General features: G+C 59.2%; 11 protein-coding genes. 6 read left to right on the top strand and 5 right to left on the bottom strand.

Going from position 1 to position 17289, the window contains the following annotated elements; genetic code table 11:
- Window positions 1-38 precede the first annotated feature (38 nt).
- The 3 genes from Q1B21_RS11130 to Q1B21_RS11120 are packed head-to-tail and all read right to left on the bottom strand — an operon-like array spanning window position 39 to window position 3123.
- Window positions 39-923 (bottom strand): esterase-like activity of phytase family protein, encoded by an 885-nt coding sequence (locus tag Q1B21_RS11130; RefSeq protein ID WP_299889370.1) that lies wholly within the window; start codon window positions 921-923, stop codon window positions 39-41.
- Entirely contained in the window at window positions 896-1759 is an 864-nt protein-coding gene (gene mepA, locus Q1B21_RS11125) for a penicillin-insensitive murein endopeptidase (RefSeq protein WP_299889368.1), read from the bottom strand. Before mepA ends, Q1B21_RS11130 begins: the two co-directional genes overlap by 28 nt.
- Window positions 1756-3123, bottom strand: a complete 1368-nt coding sequence (locus Q1B21_RS11120; protein WP_299889366.1) for an MFS transporter — start codon at window positions 3121-3123, stop codon at window positions 1756-1758. The genes mepA and Q1B21_RS11120 overlap by 4 nt, the downstream gene beginning before the upstream one ends.
- A 132-nt stretch (window positions 3124-3255) precedes the next feature.
- On the opposite strand from Q1B21_RS11120, the gene Q1B21_RS11115 reads away from it, so the two are divergent.
- The 3 genes from Q1B21_RS11115 (at window position 3256) to yaaA (ending at window position 6477) form a co-directional block, all read left to right on the top strand.
- Window positions 3256-3543 carry a YggT family protein gene (locus Q1B21_RS11115; RefSeq protein WP_298934203.1) on the top strand — a complete coding sequence of 96 codons (288 nt, stop codon included), beginning with the start codon at window positions 3256-3258 and terminating at the stop codon, window positions 3541-3543.
- A gap of 90 nt (window positions 3544-3633) precedes the next feature.
- Window positions 3634-5673 (top strand): DNA helicase RecQ, encoded by a 2040-nt coding sequence (gene recQ, locus Q1B21_RS11110; RefSeq protein WP_299889364.1) that lies wholly within the window; start codon window positions 3634-3636, stop codon window positions 5671-5673.
- A gap of 33 nt (window positions 5674-5706) precedes the next feature.
- A complete protein-coding gene (yaaA, locus tag Q1B21_RS11105; protein ID WP_299889362.1) occupies window positions 5707-6477 on the top strand; it encodes a peroxide stress protein YaaA in 771 nt (256 codons plus the stop codon).
- Here the strand turns inward: yaaA and Q1B21_RS11100 are convergent.
- Both Q1B21_RS11100 and Q1B21_RS11095 read right to left on the bottom strand, forming a co-directional pair.
- Entirely contained in the window at window positions 6468-6929 is a 462-nt protein-coding gene (locus Q1B21_RS11100; protein ID WP_299889360.1) for a VOC family protein, read from the bottom strand. The genes yaaA and Q1B21_RS11100 overlap by 10 nt on opposite strands.
- A gap of 9 nt (window positions 6930-6938) precedes the next feature.
- Window positions 6939-9152 (bottom strand): response regulator, encoded by a 2214-nt coding sequence (locus Q1B21_RS11095; RefSeq protein ID WP_299889358.1) that lies wholly within the window; start codon window positions 9150-9152, stop codon window positions 6939-6941.
- A gap of 116 nt (window positions 9153-9268) precedes the next feature.
- Between Q1B21_RS11095 and Q1B21_RS11090 the strand changes: the two genes are divergently transcribed.
- The 3 genes from Q1B21_RS11090 to pbpC are packed head-to-tail and all read left to right on the top strand — an operon-like array spanning window position 9269 to window position 17284.
- A complete protein-coding gene (locus Q1B21_RS11090; RefSeq protein ID WP_299889356.1) occupies window positions 9269-14695 on the top strand; it encodes an alpha-2-macroglobulin family protein in 5427 nt (1808 codons plus the stop codon).
- Window positions 14692-15255: a putative glycolipid-binding domain-containing protein gene (locus Q1B21_RS11085; RefSeq protein ID WP_299889354.1), complete on the top strand. Its 564-nt coding sequence runs from the start codon at window positions 14692-14694 to the stop codon at window positions 15253-15255. The genes Q1B21_RS11090 and Q1B21_RS11085 overlap by 4 nt, the downstream gene beginning before the upstream one ends.
- Window positions 15248-17284, top strand: coding sequence for a penicillin-binding protein 1C (gene pbpC, locus Q1B21_RS11080; protein ID WP_299889353.1), 2037 nt, complete (start codon window positions 15248-15250; stop codon window positions 17282-17284). The genes Q1B21_RS11085 and pbpC overlap by 8 nt, the downstream gene beginning before the upstream one ends.
- Window positions 17285-17289: the final 5 nt, after the last annotated feature.

The following is a 17289-nucleotide window of genomic DNA, read 5'->3' as shown; positions in this document are numbered from 1 at the left end:
AAGCCGCGCTTCTAGCGGGTCGGGATGCGTTTGGCAAGTCAATCAGGCAAGGCGTATTCGACAATCTCTGTCCGCTGCAGGCCAATGAAATTGTCATCCGACACCATGGTTGCGCGCAGGACCCCCTGATTGTCACGCCACACTGACAGGCCTTCCAGATTGTCATGTGTGCCTGTGCCGGTCTCAAACAATGTTTCTTCGGCGACGGGCGTATCACTTTCGATCTGCCACCGACGCAAACGCGTGCGGAACCCGGTCAGAGTGACCTTACGCTCCAGAACATAGAACCGGCCATCCGGGTCAAAATCGGCGGCAACAGGCAAAAACCCATCCCGCGGCGGCAGGACGAACGGTGTGGACCAGGATTGTCCGTCCCAGCGATACACTGGGATGTTTCCCTGAACCGTCCTGTTTTTCTCGGTCAGCGTATAAAGGCGCCCCTGTCCATCAATCGCCAGGCCTTCGAACGAGCCATTGCGATCAAGCTCATCAAACACCTGTGGGCGTGGTAAGACCCGCGCATTGGTCCCCGGTGCTGAGTAATAAGCCACCCGATGTACACCTTCGAAAGACACGAAGAAGCTGCCATCCGGCGCGACCGCTATGCCTTCGGAATCACCTGCATAGCCCAGCATGATGCGGCCAGTGCTGGACAGAACCGGCCAATGGCCCAGGATTTGAACATCTTTTATCTCGACCCCGTCCCGTTGGAACCTGACCGACAACACTGTGGCACGGTCGCTCAGAACGATTGCACTGCCACCGTCATCCGAGAGATGGATGGCCGAAAACCCGCCAAACCATTCGGTATTGTGCCGCCATGCAAAGCTGCCCAGATGAGAGGCCATCTTAACGTCAACGGCCCAAACCGATCCGGCCAGAAGCAGCGCCGCGACTAGTTGGATTGTAAAACTGCGGCGCATTGCTGGGGCAGATCTGCCAAACGGTATTCCCTGCGCTTCTTGGGCGCTGGCGCGTTTGGATCTGGCGGCGGCGGGTTCAGTATGTTTTGCACCCATTGTTGCGCCTCAGCGCACCCATCCCCTTTGGGTGGCGCGTCCTGGTTCACGCATCCGCGGGACCCGCGCGGGCATTTGAGCCGCACGTGGAAGTGATAGTGATGCCCCCACCATGGCCTGATCTTGCGCAGATAGGCGCGGTTGCCATTCTCATCATTGCACATCTGAACTTTGGCGCCGGGGAACACGAATATTCGTGCCACGCGCTTGTCCTTGGCAGCCTCTTTCAAAACGGCATGGTGTTGCTTGGTCCAGTTGCCATTCACATAGGCCCCATTGGCCCGGCGCAAAGAAATGGACGAGAGGTTTTCGCGCGCTTTGCGTGACAGGCGCATGTCGTCGCCCGGCAGCATCCAGATATCGATGTCCAAACCCAACTGGTGACTGCGGTGCCCGGATGTCATCGGTCCGCCGCGCGGCTGGCTGATATCCCCAACATAGAGACCGTTCCATCCCGGTTGTTTGGCGGCAAACTTGCTGAGGTCCTGTACATAATCAACCGCCTCGGGGTGTCCCCAATTGCGATTGCGCGACAAACGCATGGCTTGCCATGTCGGCCCCGTCTCGGGCAATTGCACCGACCCGGCAGCACATCCGCGCGAGTAACTGCCGAACGCGGCCGGTTTTTGTTGTGAGTTTTGCTTTTGGGCCCCGAACAACTGTTTGGCCAAGGGCTGTGCTCCAGCCGTGCCTGCCAAAGTTATCGTGGCCAATATCGCCAAAAAACGTAGTAAAATCATCTGCTCTGATCCCCTTCCGGTCTGACCCAGCGCATCAGGACTAGACCCAGAATAAACAACAGAACGATGGGTGACACCCCCAAACGTGCACTCCCCGTTACAGTTGTTGCAATCCCGATCAGCATGGGCGCTGCAAACGCCGTGGCGCGGCCTGACAGCCCGTAAAGACCAAAGCTTTCAACCGGGGCTCTGGGATCAGTGTGGCGCACCATCATCGAGCGGCTGGCCGATTGCAAAATCCCACCCATGCCACCGATCAGGACACCGCAGCCAAAAAAGACCAGATCAGGAAGGCCCGATCCTTCGGGCAATGTGATGCCATAGATCTGTGTCCGATCCATCAGTACGATGGTCGCGCAGACGAAAATCAGTACCCAGATGGCCACGATAATGACCGGCTTGGGACCGTACTTCCTGTCCAGCTTACCGCCGATCCAGGCAAAAGCCGCCGCAGCCAGCACACTGACGATGCCAAACACACCGATCTTGATCAGATCCCATTCCAGCACCAGCCGCGCATAAACGCCGCCAAACGTATAAAGCCCGTTCAAGGCATCGCGATACAGCATGGACGAACCAAGGTAAGAGGCAAGGCTGACCCGGTGGCGTAAGGCGGAAATGGAATGGCCCAGCAATCGCAATGCCTCACCGATACTGCCTTTTTTGTCCGGTTCGGGATCGTCGCGAACCCACAGGAAATAGGGAACCATGAAAAGGATGAACCAGCCGGCCGTGAAGGGCCCGACAAAGCGGGTGCCCTCGCGTTCAGCCGCGTTCAGACCAAACATCGGGTCCATCCCGATCAATGTCTTGCCATTGGCCTGCTCGACAAACAAACAAAGCATGATGGCAAGCGAGATCAGCCCACCGAAATAGCCAAAAGCAAACCCTGACCCAGAAATCTCACCCACTTCGCTGTCATCGCCAAGATCCGGAAGCTGCGAGTTGATGAAGATCAGCGCATATTCGGCACCGACAAAGCCCAGACCAAACGCCGACAACATCAACCACATGTTCGAGCCATCCGGCAACGTGTACCACAATGCAGCTGAGCCCACCGCGTACATCACCGAAAAGGCGAAAATCCATGGCATGCGACGGCCCGATACATCCGCCATCGCTCCCATTAACGGCGCGCCAAATGCGATAATCAATCCAATGATGGTCATGCAGTTGGCCCATACCGTCTGCGCACGGGCGTCCGCGGCATCAGAATCCAGACCTGAGTTTACGAAAAACTCGGCAGCAATCCCCGCAAAATAGGGGCCAAACACAAATGTGACGAGCAAGGTGTGATACGGCTGACTGGCCCAATCAAAAAACCACCAGCCCCAGATGCGCTTGCGCTTGGAAATCTCTGCCATACCTGCCTCTGTTTTATTGTTGTTTTAATAAGACGAGTGTTTGCTGCATTTCGCAAGCGTTCTGTTGCGGCAGTCTTGCTCTTTGCCGAACAAACAACTACCTCTCGCCAAACAAGATCGGAGTTCGCAAACATGATGGCAATATACGGTCCATTGGACCTAATTCTGAGCATTGCTTATTGGTTTGTCATTGTTCATGTCATCATGAGCTGGCTGATCAACTTCCAAGTTTTGAATCTAAACCAGCAATTTGTTGCGCAACTCTGGTATGGTTTGAACAAGCTGTTGGAACCGATCTATCGCCCGATCCGAAACGTCATGCCAGACTTGGGCGGCATTGATCTGACACCCTTGGTCGTGTTCATCATAATTATCTCGCTCCGAAGCTACATCCTTCCGACATTGTTTGGGCTGATATAGGCGTACCTATTCCCCCTTGTTCACTGAATCTTAGTATGTGATTGTCCTGTCTAAAGAGCAGACAAACCTTAAAACAGGGCAACCCCGCACATGTTCGACGCCGCACCGTTGCTGCGAGATGTCTTTGGATTCGATGATTTCCGCCCCGGGCAGGAAGAGATCGTCGATGCCGTGACGGCGGGCGAAAACGTGCTGGCCATTATGCCTACGGGTGGCGGTAAATCCCTGTGTTTCCAATTGCCTGCCTTGCTACGCGATGGGGTCACAGTGGTGATTTCCCCGCTGATCGCCCTGATGCGGGATCAGGTTCGCGGGCTGCAAGAGGCCGGGGTTGAGGCCGGCGCACTTACATCCGGAAACACCCCCGAAGAAACCGATGCCGTGTGGGAGGCGCTGGAAGCCGGTCGGCTCAAGCTGCTATACATGGCGCCAGAACGACTGGCCGCAGGGTCCGCGATGGGAATGCTACGCCGGATCAATGTCAGCCTGATCGCCGTGGACGAGGCCCATTGCGTCAGCCAATGGGGTCACGATTTCCGACCCGATTATCTGCGGATCGGAGAGCTGCGACGTGCGCTGGATGTCCCACTGGCGGCCTTCACTGCCACCGCGGATGCAGAGACACAGGACGAGATTGTCGAGAAGCTGTTTGACGGCACTGCCCCGCGCAAGTTTCTGCGTGGGTTCGATCGACCCAATATCCATCTGGCATTTGCCGCCAAGGATGGGCCGCGAAAGCAGATTCTCGATTTCGCCGAAGCCCGCAAAACTCAATCTGGTATTGTCTATTGCGGCACTCGTAACAAGACCGAGGTTCTGGCCCAAGCGCTTCGCGCCGAAGGCCACACTGCGTGCCACTATCACGGCGGGATGGAGGCCGAGGATCGCCGTATCGTCGAAACCCGGTTTGCCCGCGAGGACGGTTTGATCGTTGTCGCGACTGTCGCTTTCGGCATGGGGATCGATAAACCCGACATACGCTGGGTCGCCCACGCGGACCTGCCGAAATCCATCGAAGCCTATTACCAAGAGATCGGCCGCGCGGGCCGCGACGGTGGCCCCGCCGAAACACTGACTTTGTTCGGTCCCGACGACATTCGCCTGCGCCGAACACAAATTGACGAAGGACTTGCCCCACCGGAACGTCGCATGGCTGATCACGCGCGATTGAATGCTCTGCTGGGTTTGGCCGAGGCCTTGGGGTGCCGTCGAAAAGCGTTGTTGGGCTACTTTGGCGAACAGGCTGAACCCTGTGGCAAATGCGATCTCTGCGATACCCCGCCCGAGGTTTTTGACGGGACCACGCCGGTCCGCATGGCTCTGTCTGCGATTTTGCGCACAGACGAATGGTTTGGCGCAGGCCACCTGATCGACATCCTTCTTGCGAATGAAACGGACAAAATCCGGGATCGTCGTCACGATGCCTTGTCCACGTATGGCATTGGCAAGGACTGGTCGCGCCAGCAATGGCAGGCGATCTTTCGGCAGATGATGGGGCATGATCTGGTCCGGCCTGACCCCGAACGCCACGGCGCACTGCGCATGACCGAAGCGGCAAAGCCGATCCTGAAAGGTGAAGCCCAGATCAACCTGCGGAAGGACACGCTGCGCAAAGCCACGCGGCGTCCAGCCGTCAAAATGATGGTTTCGGAAGAAGACGCCCCGATGCTGTCCGCCCTCAAAGCCAAACGCCGCGCCCTGGCCGAGGCCGCACGGGTGCCGGCCTATGTGATCTTCCCGGACCGCACCCTGATCGAAATGGCCGAGAAACGCCCGACGACTCTGGATGACATGGCCCGGATCGGCGGCGTGGGCGCAAAAAAGCTGGAGCGCTACGGGGATACGTTTCTGGAAGTTGTCGCTGGAGCAACTGAGGCCGTGCACCCTGCGCGCCGCAAACTGGCTGGGCGCGAACAAGGCGACATCTATGATCAATTGCTGGCCGTACAGAACCAATTGTCCCGCGGTCTGGACGGGATTGACAAGCCGCTGACCTGCTCGGCTGCGCAACTGGCCAAGGTGGCGCAATTGCGCAGCTGTGATGCGCGTGCACTGGAACAACTTCTGGGCGACCGTCGTCACGAAAGGTTTGGCGCGGCCTTTCTGGACGTGTTGCAGACAGCAGGCTAGATACGGGTCTGACAGGCAAAAACGAGGGCGGATATGCTGGTAGTGATTTCCCCGGCCAAGCGGCTGGACTGGGCAGAGCGAGACGTGACAGCGACAGACCCCGCTTTTCAGGACGACGCCATCCGTTTGTCCAAAACCGCGCGCAACCTGACGCTTGGCGATCTTAAAAAGCTTATGGACCTCAGCGATGATCTGGCCCGCCTGAATCGGGATCGCTATCGTGCCTTTTCCGATGATCCCGGGTCTGACAAAACGCGACCCGCTGCTCTGGCCTTTGCAGGGGACACCTACCAAGGTCTTGAGGCCGTGTCGCTGGAAGCCGATGAAATGGCGTGGGCCCAGGACCATTTGCGCATCCTGTCAGGGCTCTATGGCGTCTTGCGCCCCTTGGATGCCATTCAGGCCTACCGGTTGGAGATGGGCAGCAGGTTGAAAACCCGACGCGGCAAGAACCTGTACGAATACTGGCGCGACCAGCTGAGCAAAGCGCTAAACGTGCAGGCCGCAGAAGTGGGCAGCGAAACATTGGTGAACTGCGCCAGTCAGGAATACTTTGGCGCAGTCGACCCCAAAGCCTTAAAACTGCGCACCATAACGCCGGTCTTTATGGAAGACAAAGCAGGCAGCCCCAAGATTGTCAGTTTCTTTGCCAAGAAAGCGCGTGGGGCCATGGCCCGCTTTGTCATCCAGCATCGTCTAACCGATCCAAAAGGGCTGCTGGATTTCGATATCGGGGGCTACGCATATCGCCCGGACCTGTCCGAAAACGACAAGCCCGTCTTCGTGCGACCCTATCAGGCTTGATCCAACATCGAAGAGTCATAGGCCACCAGTTCAACTGTGTTCCCCTCGGGGTCTTCGGTGAAAATGCCGCGCCAGCCGATCCAGCCGAACTCCTCGATCCTATAAGGCTGTCCGATCTCATCATACCAGCGCAACACGGCATCCTGTTCTTCAAACGGCAGGGAAAGTGCTATGTGATGCAACGCTGAGCCAGCGCCTGTGACGGGCCGGGCCGTACCTGACGGATGCAGACCGGGGCGTAGTGAGACAGAGTGGTGAAACAGGGCAAGCACCTGTGTATGCCCGCCAAACCCTTCGGCAATGCGAAAAAACACGATTGCGCTGTTATAGTCCCCGTGCAGCCGTTCCAGACCAATCACAGTTTCATAAAACGCAACCATGGCGTTCATATCTGCGCAGCGAATGGCGATCTCGCCCAAGGCGCGTGCGCGAAAGCCTCGATCCTTTGACATGTGCTCAGCCTAGTCAGCCTGTTCTGATTCAGCAATGATTGGAATAGCATTTTGGGGGCAGTGTTTCAGGATCATTTGATGGATCAGCTTTTTATGCAGCGGCTTGGTCAGATAATGATCCAGACCAGCGGACAGAATTCCCTGATCGTCTCCCGCCATCGCATGGGCAGTCAGGGCAACAATCGGGACATGACGACCTGTTTCAATCTCGAACCGACGAATTTCCCCGGTGGCTTGCTTTCCGTCCATTTTGGGCATTGAGATGTCCATGAAGATCAGATCAGGATCAAAGTCCTCAAAGGCATCAACGGCCTCTATCCCGTTGGCGGCAAAGCGCAGGTCGATGTTCAGATCCTTGACCATCTTTTTCAGGATCAACTGATTGGTTCGGTTGTCCTCAGCCGCCAGAACCCGCATGAGCCTTCGCCCCTTGGGCAGCCCTGCAGGCTCCGCATCGACGGTTTCTGGGCCGGTTGACGAGACTGACGTCAACGCCGGGCTTCCAAGGGCCATCAGTCGGGAATACAGCTCGGACCGGGGGATTGGTTTTTGCAAAACACCTTCGATCAGATGGCGTGCAGGGTCGGCGTGAATGGCACCGGGGTTGCTGGACATCACTACAACCGGCAGGTCGCCCCAGCCCCGTTCTTTCAAGTGCGTTGCCAGCTCGACCCCATCCATGTCCGGCAGGTCGTGATCGCAAAGGACAAGGTCAATCGAATTATCAAGCTTTGCAAGCGCCTCATCCCCTGATGCGCAGACCGTGACATCGGTTCCAAGACGACCCAGCTGTTTGGCCAGAATGGCGCGGTTGACAGCCATATCTTCGACCACCATGACGTGCTTCAAGCGATCAGCCAGATCCGGCGGCGCAGGCTGTGGCCCTTCGGCAGCCGGCAAAGACATACGAAAGCCAAAACACGACCCCTGACCCGGCTCACTTTCGACCCAAACCGAACCGCCCATTATCGTGATCAGACGCTTGGTGATCGCCAGACCCAACCCGGTGCCTTCGAACTGACGGTTGCGTTCATCCTCGATCTGATTGAATTCCCCAAAGATGTGCCCAACCTTGTCCGCATCGATGCCGATGCCTGTGTCTTCGATTGCAATATGGATGTCACAGGTCTGATCACTGGCATCCGGCACACCAGTCACCCTGATCAGCACATGGCCTTCGGCGGTGAACTTCACAGCGTTGCCCACCAGATTGGTCAAGACCTGCCGCACCCGGCCCGGATCGCCCACAAAAAGTGTCGGCAGGAACAGATCGTAATCCACCAGCAGCGTCAGTCCTTTGTCCCGCACACTGGGTTGCAACAACATCGCCACCTCAAGGATGCACCGTTCCAGATCGAATTTTTCAGGATGCAAGGTCAGCTTATCAGCCTCGATCTTGGAATAGTCCAGAACATCGTTGATGATGACCAGCAATGCTTCGCCCGAGTTGCGGATCGTCTTGACGTACAGCCGCTGTTCTTCGTCCAAGGGCGTTTCGCTCAGCAGTTCAGTCATTCCGACAATACCGTTCATCGGCGTTCGTATTTCATGGCTCATATTGGCCAGAAATGCCGATTTTGCCCGGTTCGCAGCCTCGGCGCGTTCGCGCGCGGCCTTAAGCTCGGTCTCGTGTCGGACCGTGGCGGTGATGTTGAGCGCCAGGCTCACGACGTCACCACCACTGCCGCGCTGATCGATGAGGCGAATGTAGTGCCCGTTCCAAAGCTGGATCACCACCGGTGGTGGGTTTGCACGCGCCCACCGATCCTGCATTCTGGCGCGCCATGCCTCGGCCGGTTCTGGTCCGGTGTCCACAATCCCTTCGGTCATCAAAAGCTCGAGAATCCGCGAGTAAGACACACCCGGCGCGACGTCATCCAACCCCTCAAACACGCTCAGGTAAGCCGCGTTGGCACTGATCAGCCTGCTGTCACCGTCAAAAAAGGCAAACCCGTCCTGAATGGTTTGGATCGAATGCCAAAGGCGACGTTCTGCCACCTCAATCTTGGCGTTGGCAACGGTCAGGTCAGATTTGACCTTCTCGTTCTCCCCCCGAACCGTCTCAACCTCGGCCTGGGTTTCGTCGATACGCCTGGTCAGCGCCATGGCGTAGCGCCCCAATTCGCGGTTAGCAGCGGACAGTTCTGCCTGTTTCAGATCTAGCAACCGCTCGGCCGCCAGACGCGCGCGCCGTTCCTGTGCCAGTTTGTTTGCAAGACTCATATCGATCAATTCCGGGACAGTTTCCGCCCAGCATCCCGACAGACCGTGAAAAAGTGTTTAAGCCGTTGCGCAACGGGCTTGCGACATGCAAGGCTGACCGCAAAGAGGAGGGCGTCATGCACCACTTTGTATTGATTTCAATTACTTACGTAATTTCGCTTTTCATTTTGCCCGCGGCTGTTTCGGCGCAAAGTGTGGTGCCGGAATTCCGGTACATCACCACACGGGATATGGATTTCTATGGCTCGGACTTAGATGCGTTGTTTGATACGGATCTAAAATCTTGCATTCGGGCGTGTTCGGCCAATACGCGCTGTACGGCGTTTACCTACAATACGCGCTCGGAAGCATGCTTTCCCAAAAGCGGTGTAACCCGGCAAGACCCTTACGAAGGCGCGTTGTCTGCACAGAAGGTTCCGACCACGGACCAGACCCTGACACTGACCAAATCGCGCGCAGCTGCGCTAGACAATTTAAGCGCTGCGGATTTTGATCGCGCAGCACAACAGGCCCGCGATCTGGGCTTTTTGCACAATGCCAGCGGGCGCGACCTGAATGCGGTTCTGGACGCGGCGCGAAATGCCAGCAACGTGACTCAGGCGATGCAATGGATGGGCGTCGCGGTATCTCTGAGCGACGCGCCAGATCTGTGGGTCGAATACGCGCGGCTGTTGTTGGCCCTGACCCCATCTGGCTGGACCGAAAAACGCGATCTGCGCCAACGGGCGATGAATGCTGCGCTGAACGGATATCTGCGGGCCGAGACACCGGGCACACAAATTGCTGCCCTGATGACACTTGCCACCGCACTGGAAGAGGTCGAGCGCGGGCGCGATATGATCTCGATCCTCAGGCTGGCTGAACAGGTGCAACCGCGCGAAGATGTGCTGGCCGCGCTGGATGACGCGATTGGAAAATACGGCTTTCGTGTTATGGACAGCACCGTTGAAAGCGACGCGGCCCAACCCCGGATCTGCGTCGAATTCTCTGAACCGCTGGTCCAAGCCGGTGTGGACTATGATCCGTTTGTCCAGCGCGACGATGACGGGCTTGTTGTGCAGGTCAATGACGCTCAACTTTGCATAGATGGTGTCGCGCACGGCCAACGTTATCGCTTGACCCTGCGCGAGGGCCTGCCAGCGGCCTCCGGCGAAACGCTGAATCGCAATGTGGAGCTAACCCACTACGTGCGTGATCGCGCACCCTCGGTCCGGTTTCCAGGGCGCAGTTATGTATTGCCAAAGTCAGCCGATGCGGCTTTGCCGGTGGAAACGGTCAATGTCTCTGAACTGGACCTGACCCTGCGACGTGTCAGCGACCGCAACCTGCTGCGGGCCGTCCAACAGGACTTCTTTGGTCGTCCGCTTTCTGAATGGCAGGAACGTGCATTTTCTGACGAGATTGCTGAGGATATCTGGACAGGTACTGCCGATGTTTCAAACCAGCTGAACCGGAGCATGACCGCGCGCTTGCCCATGGCCGATGCGATTGCGGATCAGCCAGCGGGCATCTATGCGCTGACGGCGCGTGTGCCCGGCGCAGACCCCTATGACGATCCCGGCGCAACACAATGGTTTGTGCTGTCCGATCTGGGCATCAGCACCGCCCTGGGCACTGACGGGCTGCACGTCGCGGTGCGCGGGCTACACGATGCCCAGCCACGTGATGGGATCGAGGTCTCGCTGGTGTCGAATGCCAACGCGGTCATTGCCACGGCGCAGACAGATGCCAGAGGCTACGCCCGGTTTGAACCTGGCCTGACACGCGGCACAGGGGCCGGCGCCCCTGCCTTGGTCATGGCCTCGGACGGCGAGGTTGATTTCAGCTTTCTGTCCCTGACCGACCCCGCCTTTGATCTGTCTGATCGCGGCGTCGAAGGGCGTGCACCCGCAGGTCCAGTTGATGTTTTCATGACCACCGACCGCGGCGCCTATCGCGCCGGAGAGGTAATCCATGTCACGGCGCTGTCCCGTGATGATGAAGCACTAGCCATCGAAGACCTCCCTCTGACTGCTATTCTGTATCGTCCCGATGGGGTTGAGTACCGACGCCTCGTTTCAGACGGGGGTGTCGCAGGGGGTCACGTCTTTGCCCTACCTGTCGCGGTTGATGCGCCACGGGGCACCTGGAACATTGAAATCAAGTCAGACCCAAAAGGCGGCGCGCTGTCGCGTCAGTCGGTTCTGGTTGAAGATTTTCTGCCGGAACGGATCGATTTCGAACTGTCGCTGCCGGATGCGCCTCTGCGCCCCGGCGACAGCCCCCCGCTGCAGATCGACGCTCGTTACCTATTCGGGGCGCCCGGCTCGGGTCTGACGATCAACGGACAAGTCATCGCGCGCCCGTCGGAAACGGTAGCTGGCTTTGAAGGTTATCGCTTTGGACGTTACGATGCCGAGGTTTCGACAAAAAGCACGTATTTCGGCGACGCCCGAACGGACGCGTCCGGGCAAGCCACAATTGCAATCGAAATCCCGGTGCTGAAGACAGGCGGACGACCTATCGAAGCGACTGTCATCGCACGTCTGGCTGATGGATCGGGCCGCCCGGTCGAACGGCGTTTGACGGCTGCCGTGCAACCGCCCCAGCCAGTAATCGGGATCAAACCGATGTTTGACGACGTGATCCCCGAAGGCACCGAGGCCGCGTTTCAGGTTGTTGGCCTGTCCTCGGATCTTATGCCCAGCTCCATGCGCCTGCGCTGGACGCTGAACCGGATCGAGACGCGCTATCAATGGTATCAGCTCTATGGCAACTGGAATTGGGAACCGACCACGAGACGCACCCGCGTGGCAACAGGCGAGGTCGATTTCACCTCGGAACCGTTAACGCTGACCCAACCGGTCGATTGGGGCCGGTACGAGCTGGTCGTACAACGTGTCGACGGCACCTATACCGAGACGGCGGTTGATTTCTATGCTGGCTGGTTTCGGGCGGCCGATGCGTCGACCACACCAGACCGGCTTGAGATGTCGCTGGACCGCGACACTTACCTGGCTGGAGACACAGCGCAGCTGCGCATCGTACCCCGCATGGCAGGCGTGGCGCAGATCGACGTGCTGTCGAACCGGCTGATCCACCGCCAGATGGTTGAAGTGCCAGAGGGCGAGACCATCATTCCCATTGAGGTCACGCAGGATTGGGGTGCAGGTGCCTATGTCACCGCGACGGTGATCCGCCCCATGGACGTCGCCGCCGGCCAGAACCCGGCGCGGGCTATGGGCGTGGCCCATGCCGCTGTTGATCCGGTGGGCCGCAAGCTAGACATATCCATCGACGTGCCCGAAGTCAGTGCGCCTCGTCAGATGCAAAAAGCCCTTGTCAGGGTCGAAAACGCGACTGAAGGCGACGCTGTTTGGCTGACCCTGGCGGCGGTTGATGTCGGCATTCTCAATCTGACCGGGTTCGAAAGCCCGGACCCGCAGAATTACTATTTTGGCCAGCGTCGTCTTGGCGTGGAGCTGCGCGATGTTTATGGGCGTTTGATCGACGGTATGAACGGTGCAATGGGCACTGTTCGGTCTGGTGGAGACAATGACGGCGGCATGCGCCGACAGTCGCCGCCGCCGACACAGGACCTGATGGCAGTGTTCAGCGGCCCGGTTGAGGTTGGCGCGAACGGCGAGGTCGAGATCGACATCCCCCTTCCCGCCTTCAACGGCACTGTCCGCCTGATGGCCGTCGCATGGTCGCGCGCAGCAGTCGGACAGGCCGAGGCGGACATGATCGTGCGCGATCCAGTGGTGGTCACTGCCAGCCTGCCCCGTTTTCTCGCCCCCGGTGATCAAAGCCGGATGCTGCTGGAGATCGTTCACGCTGATGGGACAGCCGGTGAGATGGCGCTGGGGCTGGCGACCTCTTCAGAACTGGAGCTTGGCGCAGCGCCCGCCAGCTTCACGCTCGACGAAGGCGGCAAAGCCGTGTTCGAGGTTCCGATCCGCGCCAACGCAATCGGAGACCCCGAAATCAACGTGTCCATCACCACACCAGATGGCCGCGACCTGTCGCAGACATTGCGCATGCCGGTGCGCGCCAATGATCCAGTTGTGGCTCTGACACGGCGTTTTGCGCTCGGCTCGGATGACAGCTTCCTGTTCTCGCAGGATGTGTTCGACGGGTTTCAGCCCGGCTCGGCCAAAGCCATTCTATCGGCCGGGGCACTGGCAAAATTCGACACGCCCGGCCTACTGGATCAGCTGAACCGCTATCCCTACGGCTGCACCGAACAAATCACTAGCCAAGCGCTGCCGCTGCTGTATTTGTCATCTGTCGCAAAGGCTACGGGGTTGGGCGACGGTCCGGTGGTTGACCGACGCATTGCCGACTCGATCCGCAGCGTCCTGACGAGGCAGGCGGCCAACGGGGCCTTTGGCCTGTGGCGGGCTGGCAGCGGTGACTTCTGGCTGGACGCCTATGTCACCGACTTCCTGTCGCGCGCGCGTGCGCAAGGATATGTCGTGCCAGACCGCGCCTTTGCCCAAGCGATGGATAACTTGCGCAATCGCATCAACTATGCCCCGGATTTCGACGAGGGCGGACAGGACATCGCCTATGCCTTGATGGTTCTCGCACGCGAAGGTGCGGCCTCGATGGGCGACCTCAGGTATTATGCCGATGTCAAAGGCGAGGCATTCGACACGCCTCTGGCTGCGGCACAGCTTGGCGCTGCGCTGGCATCTTATGGGGATCAGACCCGCGCCGATGCGATGTTTGCCCGCGCCGCGCAAATGTTGGCCCAGCGACCGGCACAAAGCCAAACATATTGGCGCGCAGATTACGGCAGCACCTTACGAGACGCGGCCGGTTTGCTGACATTGGCCGTGGATGCGGGCAGCGAAGCCGTTGATCGCAGCGCCCTGATCCAACGGGTCAGCGCAGGACGGTCCCACCGTTCGACACAAGAAGCCGCTTGGTCGCTGCTGGCCGCGCATGCACTGATCACCGATCCGGACGGCGCGGGCCTATTGGTCAATGGTGCGCCTGTCTCAGGCCCGTTCGTTGAGGTTCTGGAGACGGGTCAAGATGAAGAACTGAACATCACAGCCACAGACGGCCAACCCACTGACATCACCCTGACTGTCACCGGTATTCCCGATGTACCACCCGAGGCTGGCGGCACCGGTTACGCCATCGAACGCCGGTATTATTCGATGGAGGGTGACCCGCTGGACCCTTCGACCTTCGCGGCGGGGGATCGTTTTGTGACTGTTCTGACCGTCACGCCGTTTGAAAACGGTGGCGCACGACTGATGATAGACGATCCGCTGGCGGCAGGGATTGAGATCGACAACCCCAGCCTGTTGCGGTCCGGCGATGTCAGGTCGCTTGACTGGCTAAACCTGTCCGAGGCGACACACACGGAATTCCGTTCAGATCGGTTTCTGGCGGCAGTTGATCTGTCAGGCCGCGAGACCGTGACACTGGCCTACGTAGCCCGCGCGGTCACACCGGGTGACTTCCATCACCCGGCGGCGTCGGTCGAAGACATGTACCGCCCGCAAAACCGTGCGCGCACCGATACGGACCGGGTCGTGGTGAAGTGACCAGCAGAACCGCCATAGCCACTGCCCATTGGCGTCGGTTGGATGTGCAGGGCACGGATCGCTGCACGCTGTCGCGGCTCGACAGTGGCTGGATGTTGGTCGGTCAGGCCACATGGCATGATGATGGCGCCGACAATTTGCTGACCTATGACGTGCGTTGCGCGATGAACTGGCGCAGCCTGTCAGCGGATGTCAGTGGCGAGGTTGACGGGTGCGATGTGGCCCTGCGACTGCGATGCACCGATCAGGGTTGGGCATTGAACGATGCGCTACAGGAGTGCGACGCAGAGTGTCTTGATCTTGACCTGAGCTTCACCCCAGCGACCAACCTTTTGCCCCTGCGGCGGGAAGAGATCGCACGGACCCAGAGCGCCCGTATCAAAGCGGCTTGGTTGAAGCCGGACCTGGCTTCGATAAAAAGACTCGATCAGGTCTATACTTGGCTATCGCCTGGTCTGATCCGATATGGCTCGGGCAATCATCAGGCGGACTTGTCTGTCCATCCATCTGGGTTCGTCACCCACTATCCCGGCGTGTGGGAAGGATGGATCGATGCCTAGATCCAGCCGCCTTTTGCTTGCACTCGCTGGCGTGCTGTACCTGTCAGCATTCGCGCGGGATCGGGTCGAGAGCTGGATAGACGCCACCGTGTTACCACCCGTGCTAGCCGAAACCTCGGTCGAGATGCGTGACCGCAACGGATCACTTCTGCGCAGTTTCCCGGTCGAAGATGGGATCTGGCGCATGCGCCCTGGTCCGGTCGACCCGGCCTTTGCGGCTATGCTGATACGGTATGAAGATAAGCGGTTCTGGTCCCATGCCGGTGTTGACCCGCTGGCCATGGTTCGCGCTGCAACGCAGACGTTGTGGAATGGACGCGCCGTGTCCGGGGGCTCGACCCTGACGATGCAGGTCGCGCGGTTAATCGAGGACGGATCAACCGGACGGTGGAGCGGTAAAATCCGCCAGATGAGAGTTGCCTTGGCGCTGGAGCAGCGTCTGAACAAGCAGCAGATCCTGAACCTGTATCTGACCCATGCACCGTACGGGGGCAATCTGGAAGGCATTCGCGCGGGCGCGCGCGCGTGGTTCGGCAAAGACCCGAACCGGTTGACACCAGCGCAGGCTGCCCTTCTAGTCGCCTTGCCGCAGTCACCCGAAGCCCGCAGGCCTGATCGAAACCGCGAAGCCGCCCGTAACGCGCGCGATCGCGTTCTGCGCCGGATGCACCGCTACGGCGCCCTGTCAGACCCTGAGTTGCGCAGCGCCTTGACCGAAGCGGTTCCCTTGGAGATGAGACCGTTTCCCCGGCTGGCCCCCCATTTGACCGAACGTGCCCGCCGTCAGTCGCCTGGAGCCGAAACGCATGACCTGACCTTGGACGCCCAACTGCAAGCGCAGTTGGAACCCTTGGTTTCTAAAGCCGCCGCGCGCGCCGGGTCCAGCGTGTCCGGGGCACTTGTGGTTGCAGATCACCGCAGTGGTGAGGTTCTGGCCTCCGTCGGATCGTCCGGATATCGGGATGCCCGTCAGGGCTTTGTGGACATGACACGCGCGCTTCGCTCCCCGGGGTCAACGCTGAAGCCACTGGTTTACGGGCTTGCCTTTGATCAGGGGCTGGCACATCCCGAAACTCTGATTAACGACGGCCCCGTGATGTTCGGTCGCTACGCGCCACGCAATTTCGACGGTGTATTCCGGGGCGATGTACGGGTTCGCGATGCGCTGCAAATGTCGCTGAATATTCCCGTTGTCCGGCTGACGCATGAGCTTGGCGCTGCCCGCGTGATGGCAGCCTTGCGAAAGGCCGGAACCAGTCCTGAACTTACGGGTGGTAGACCGGGCCTTGCCATCTCGCTGGGCGGTGTCGGGCTGAGCCTGATTGATCTGGTCCAACTCTACGCCGCATTGGCGGCTGGTGGGCAAGGGCCGGTGCTGCACCACGGGGTGTTAAGCCAGCCGGGGCAAACCGAACGCATCCTGTCAGACACGTCCGCCTGGCAGATTGGTGATATTCTCGCGGGTCTGACACCGCCACAAGGCGCGCCATCGAAGGGACTGGCCTACAAGACCGGCACATCTTACGGCCACCGGGATGCCTGGGCTATCGGGTTTGACGGCCAGCATGTCATCGGCGTCTGGTTGGGCCGTGCCGATGGAACCCCGGTTCCGGGTGCGTTTGGCGGCGATCTGGCCGCACCTTTGCTGTTCGAGGCGTTTGGGCACCTGAAGCCCGAATTCACGCCATTGCGCCCTCCCCCGCCTGCGACGCTGATGGTGGGCGCGGCTCAGTTGCCACCACCCTTGCAGCGCTTTCGCCCGCGCGCGGCTGTGTTTCAGGACGACGTATCTGCGCCCCGCCTTTTGTTTCCCCCAGAAAATGCTGTGCTAGAGACTGACGGAACTGCCTTGACCATAAAGCTGCGTGGTGGGGTCGGCCCTTTTTCTGTGCTGGCAAATGGGACACCCGTCGCAACAGGCAAGTATCATCACGAATTCGACATACCTAACCCGGGCCCAGGCCACGCCGCGCTGGTGGTTGTTGACGCCGAAGGGCAATCTGATCGGGTCACTGTGCGTATCGACTGATCTAA

Origin of the sequence: uncultured Ruegeria sp. (assembly GCF_947504215.1) — a bacterium.
Taxonomy (GTDB): Bacteria; Pseudomonadota; Alphaproteobacteria; order Rhodobacterales; family Rhodobacteraceae; genus Ruegeria.
This window is presented reverse-complemented; position numbering and strand designations above follow the sequence as displayed.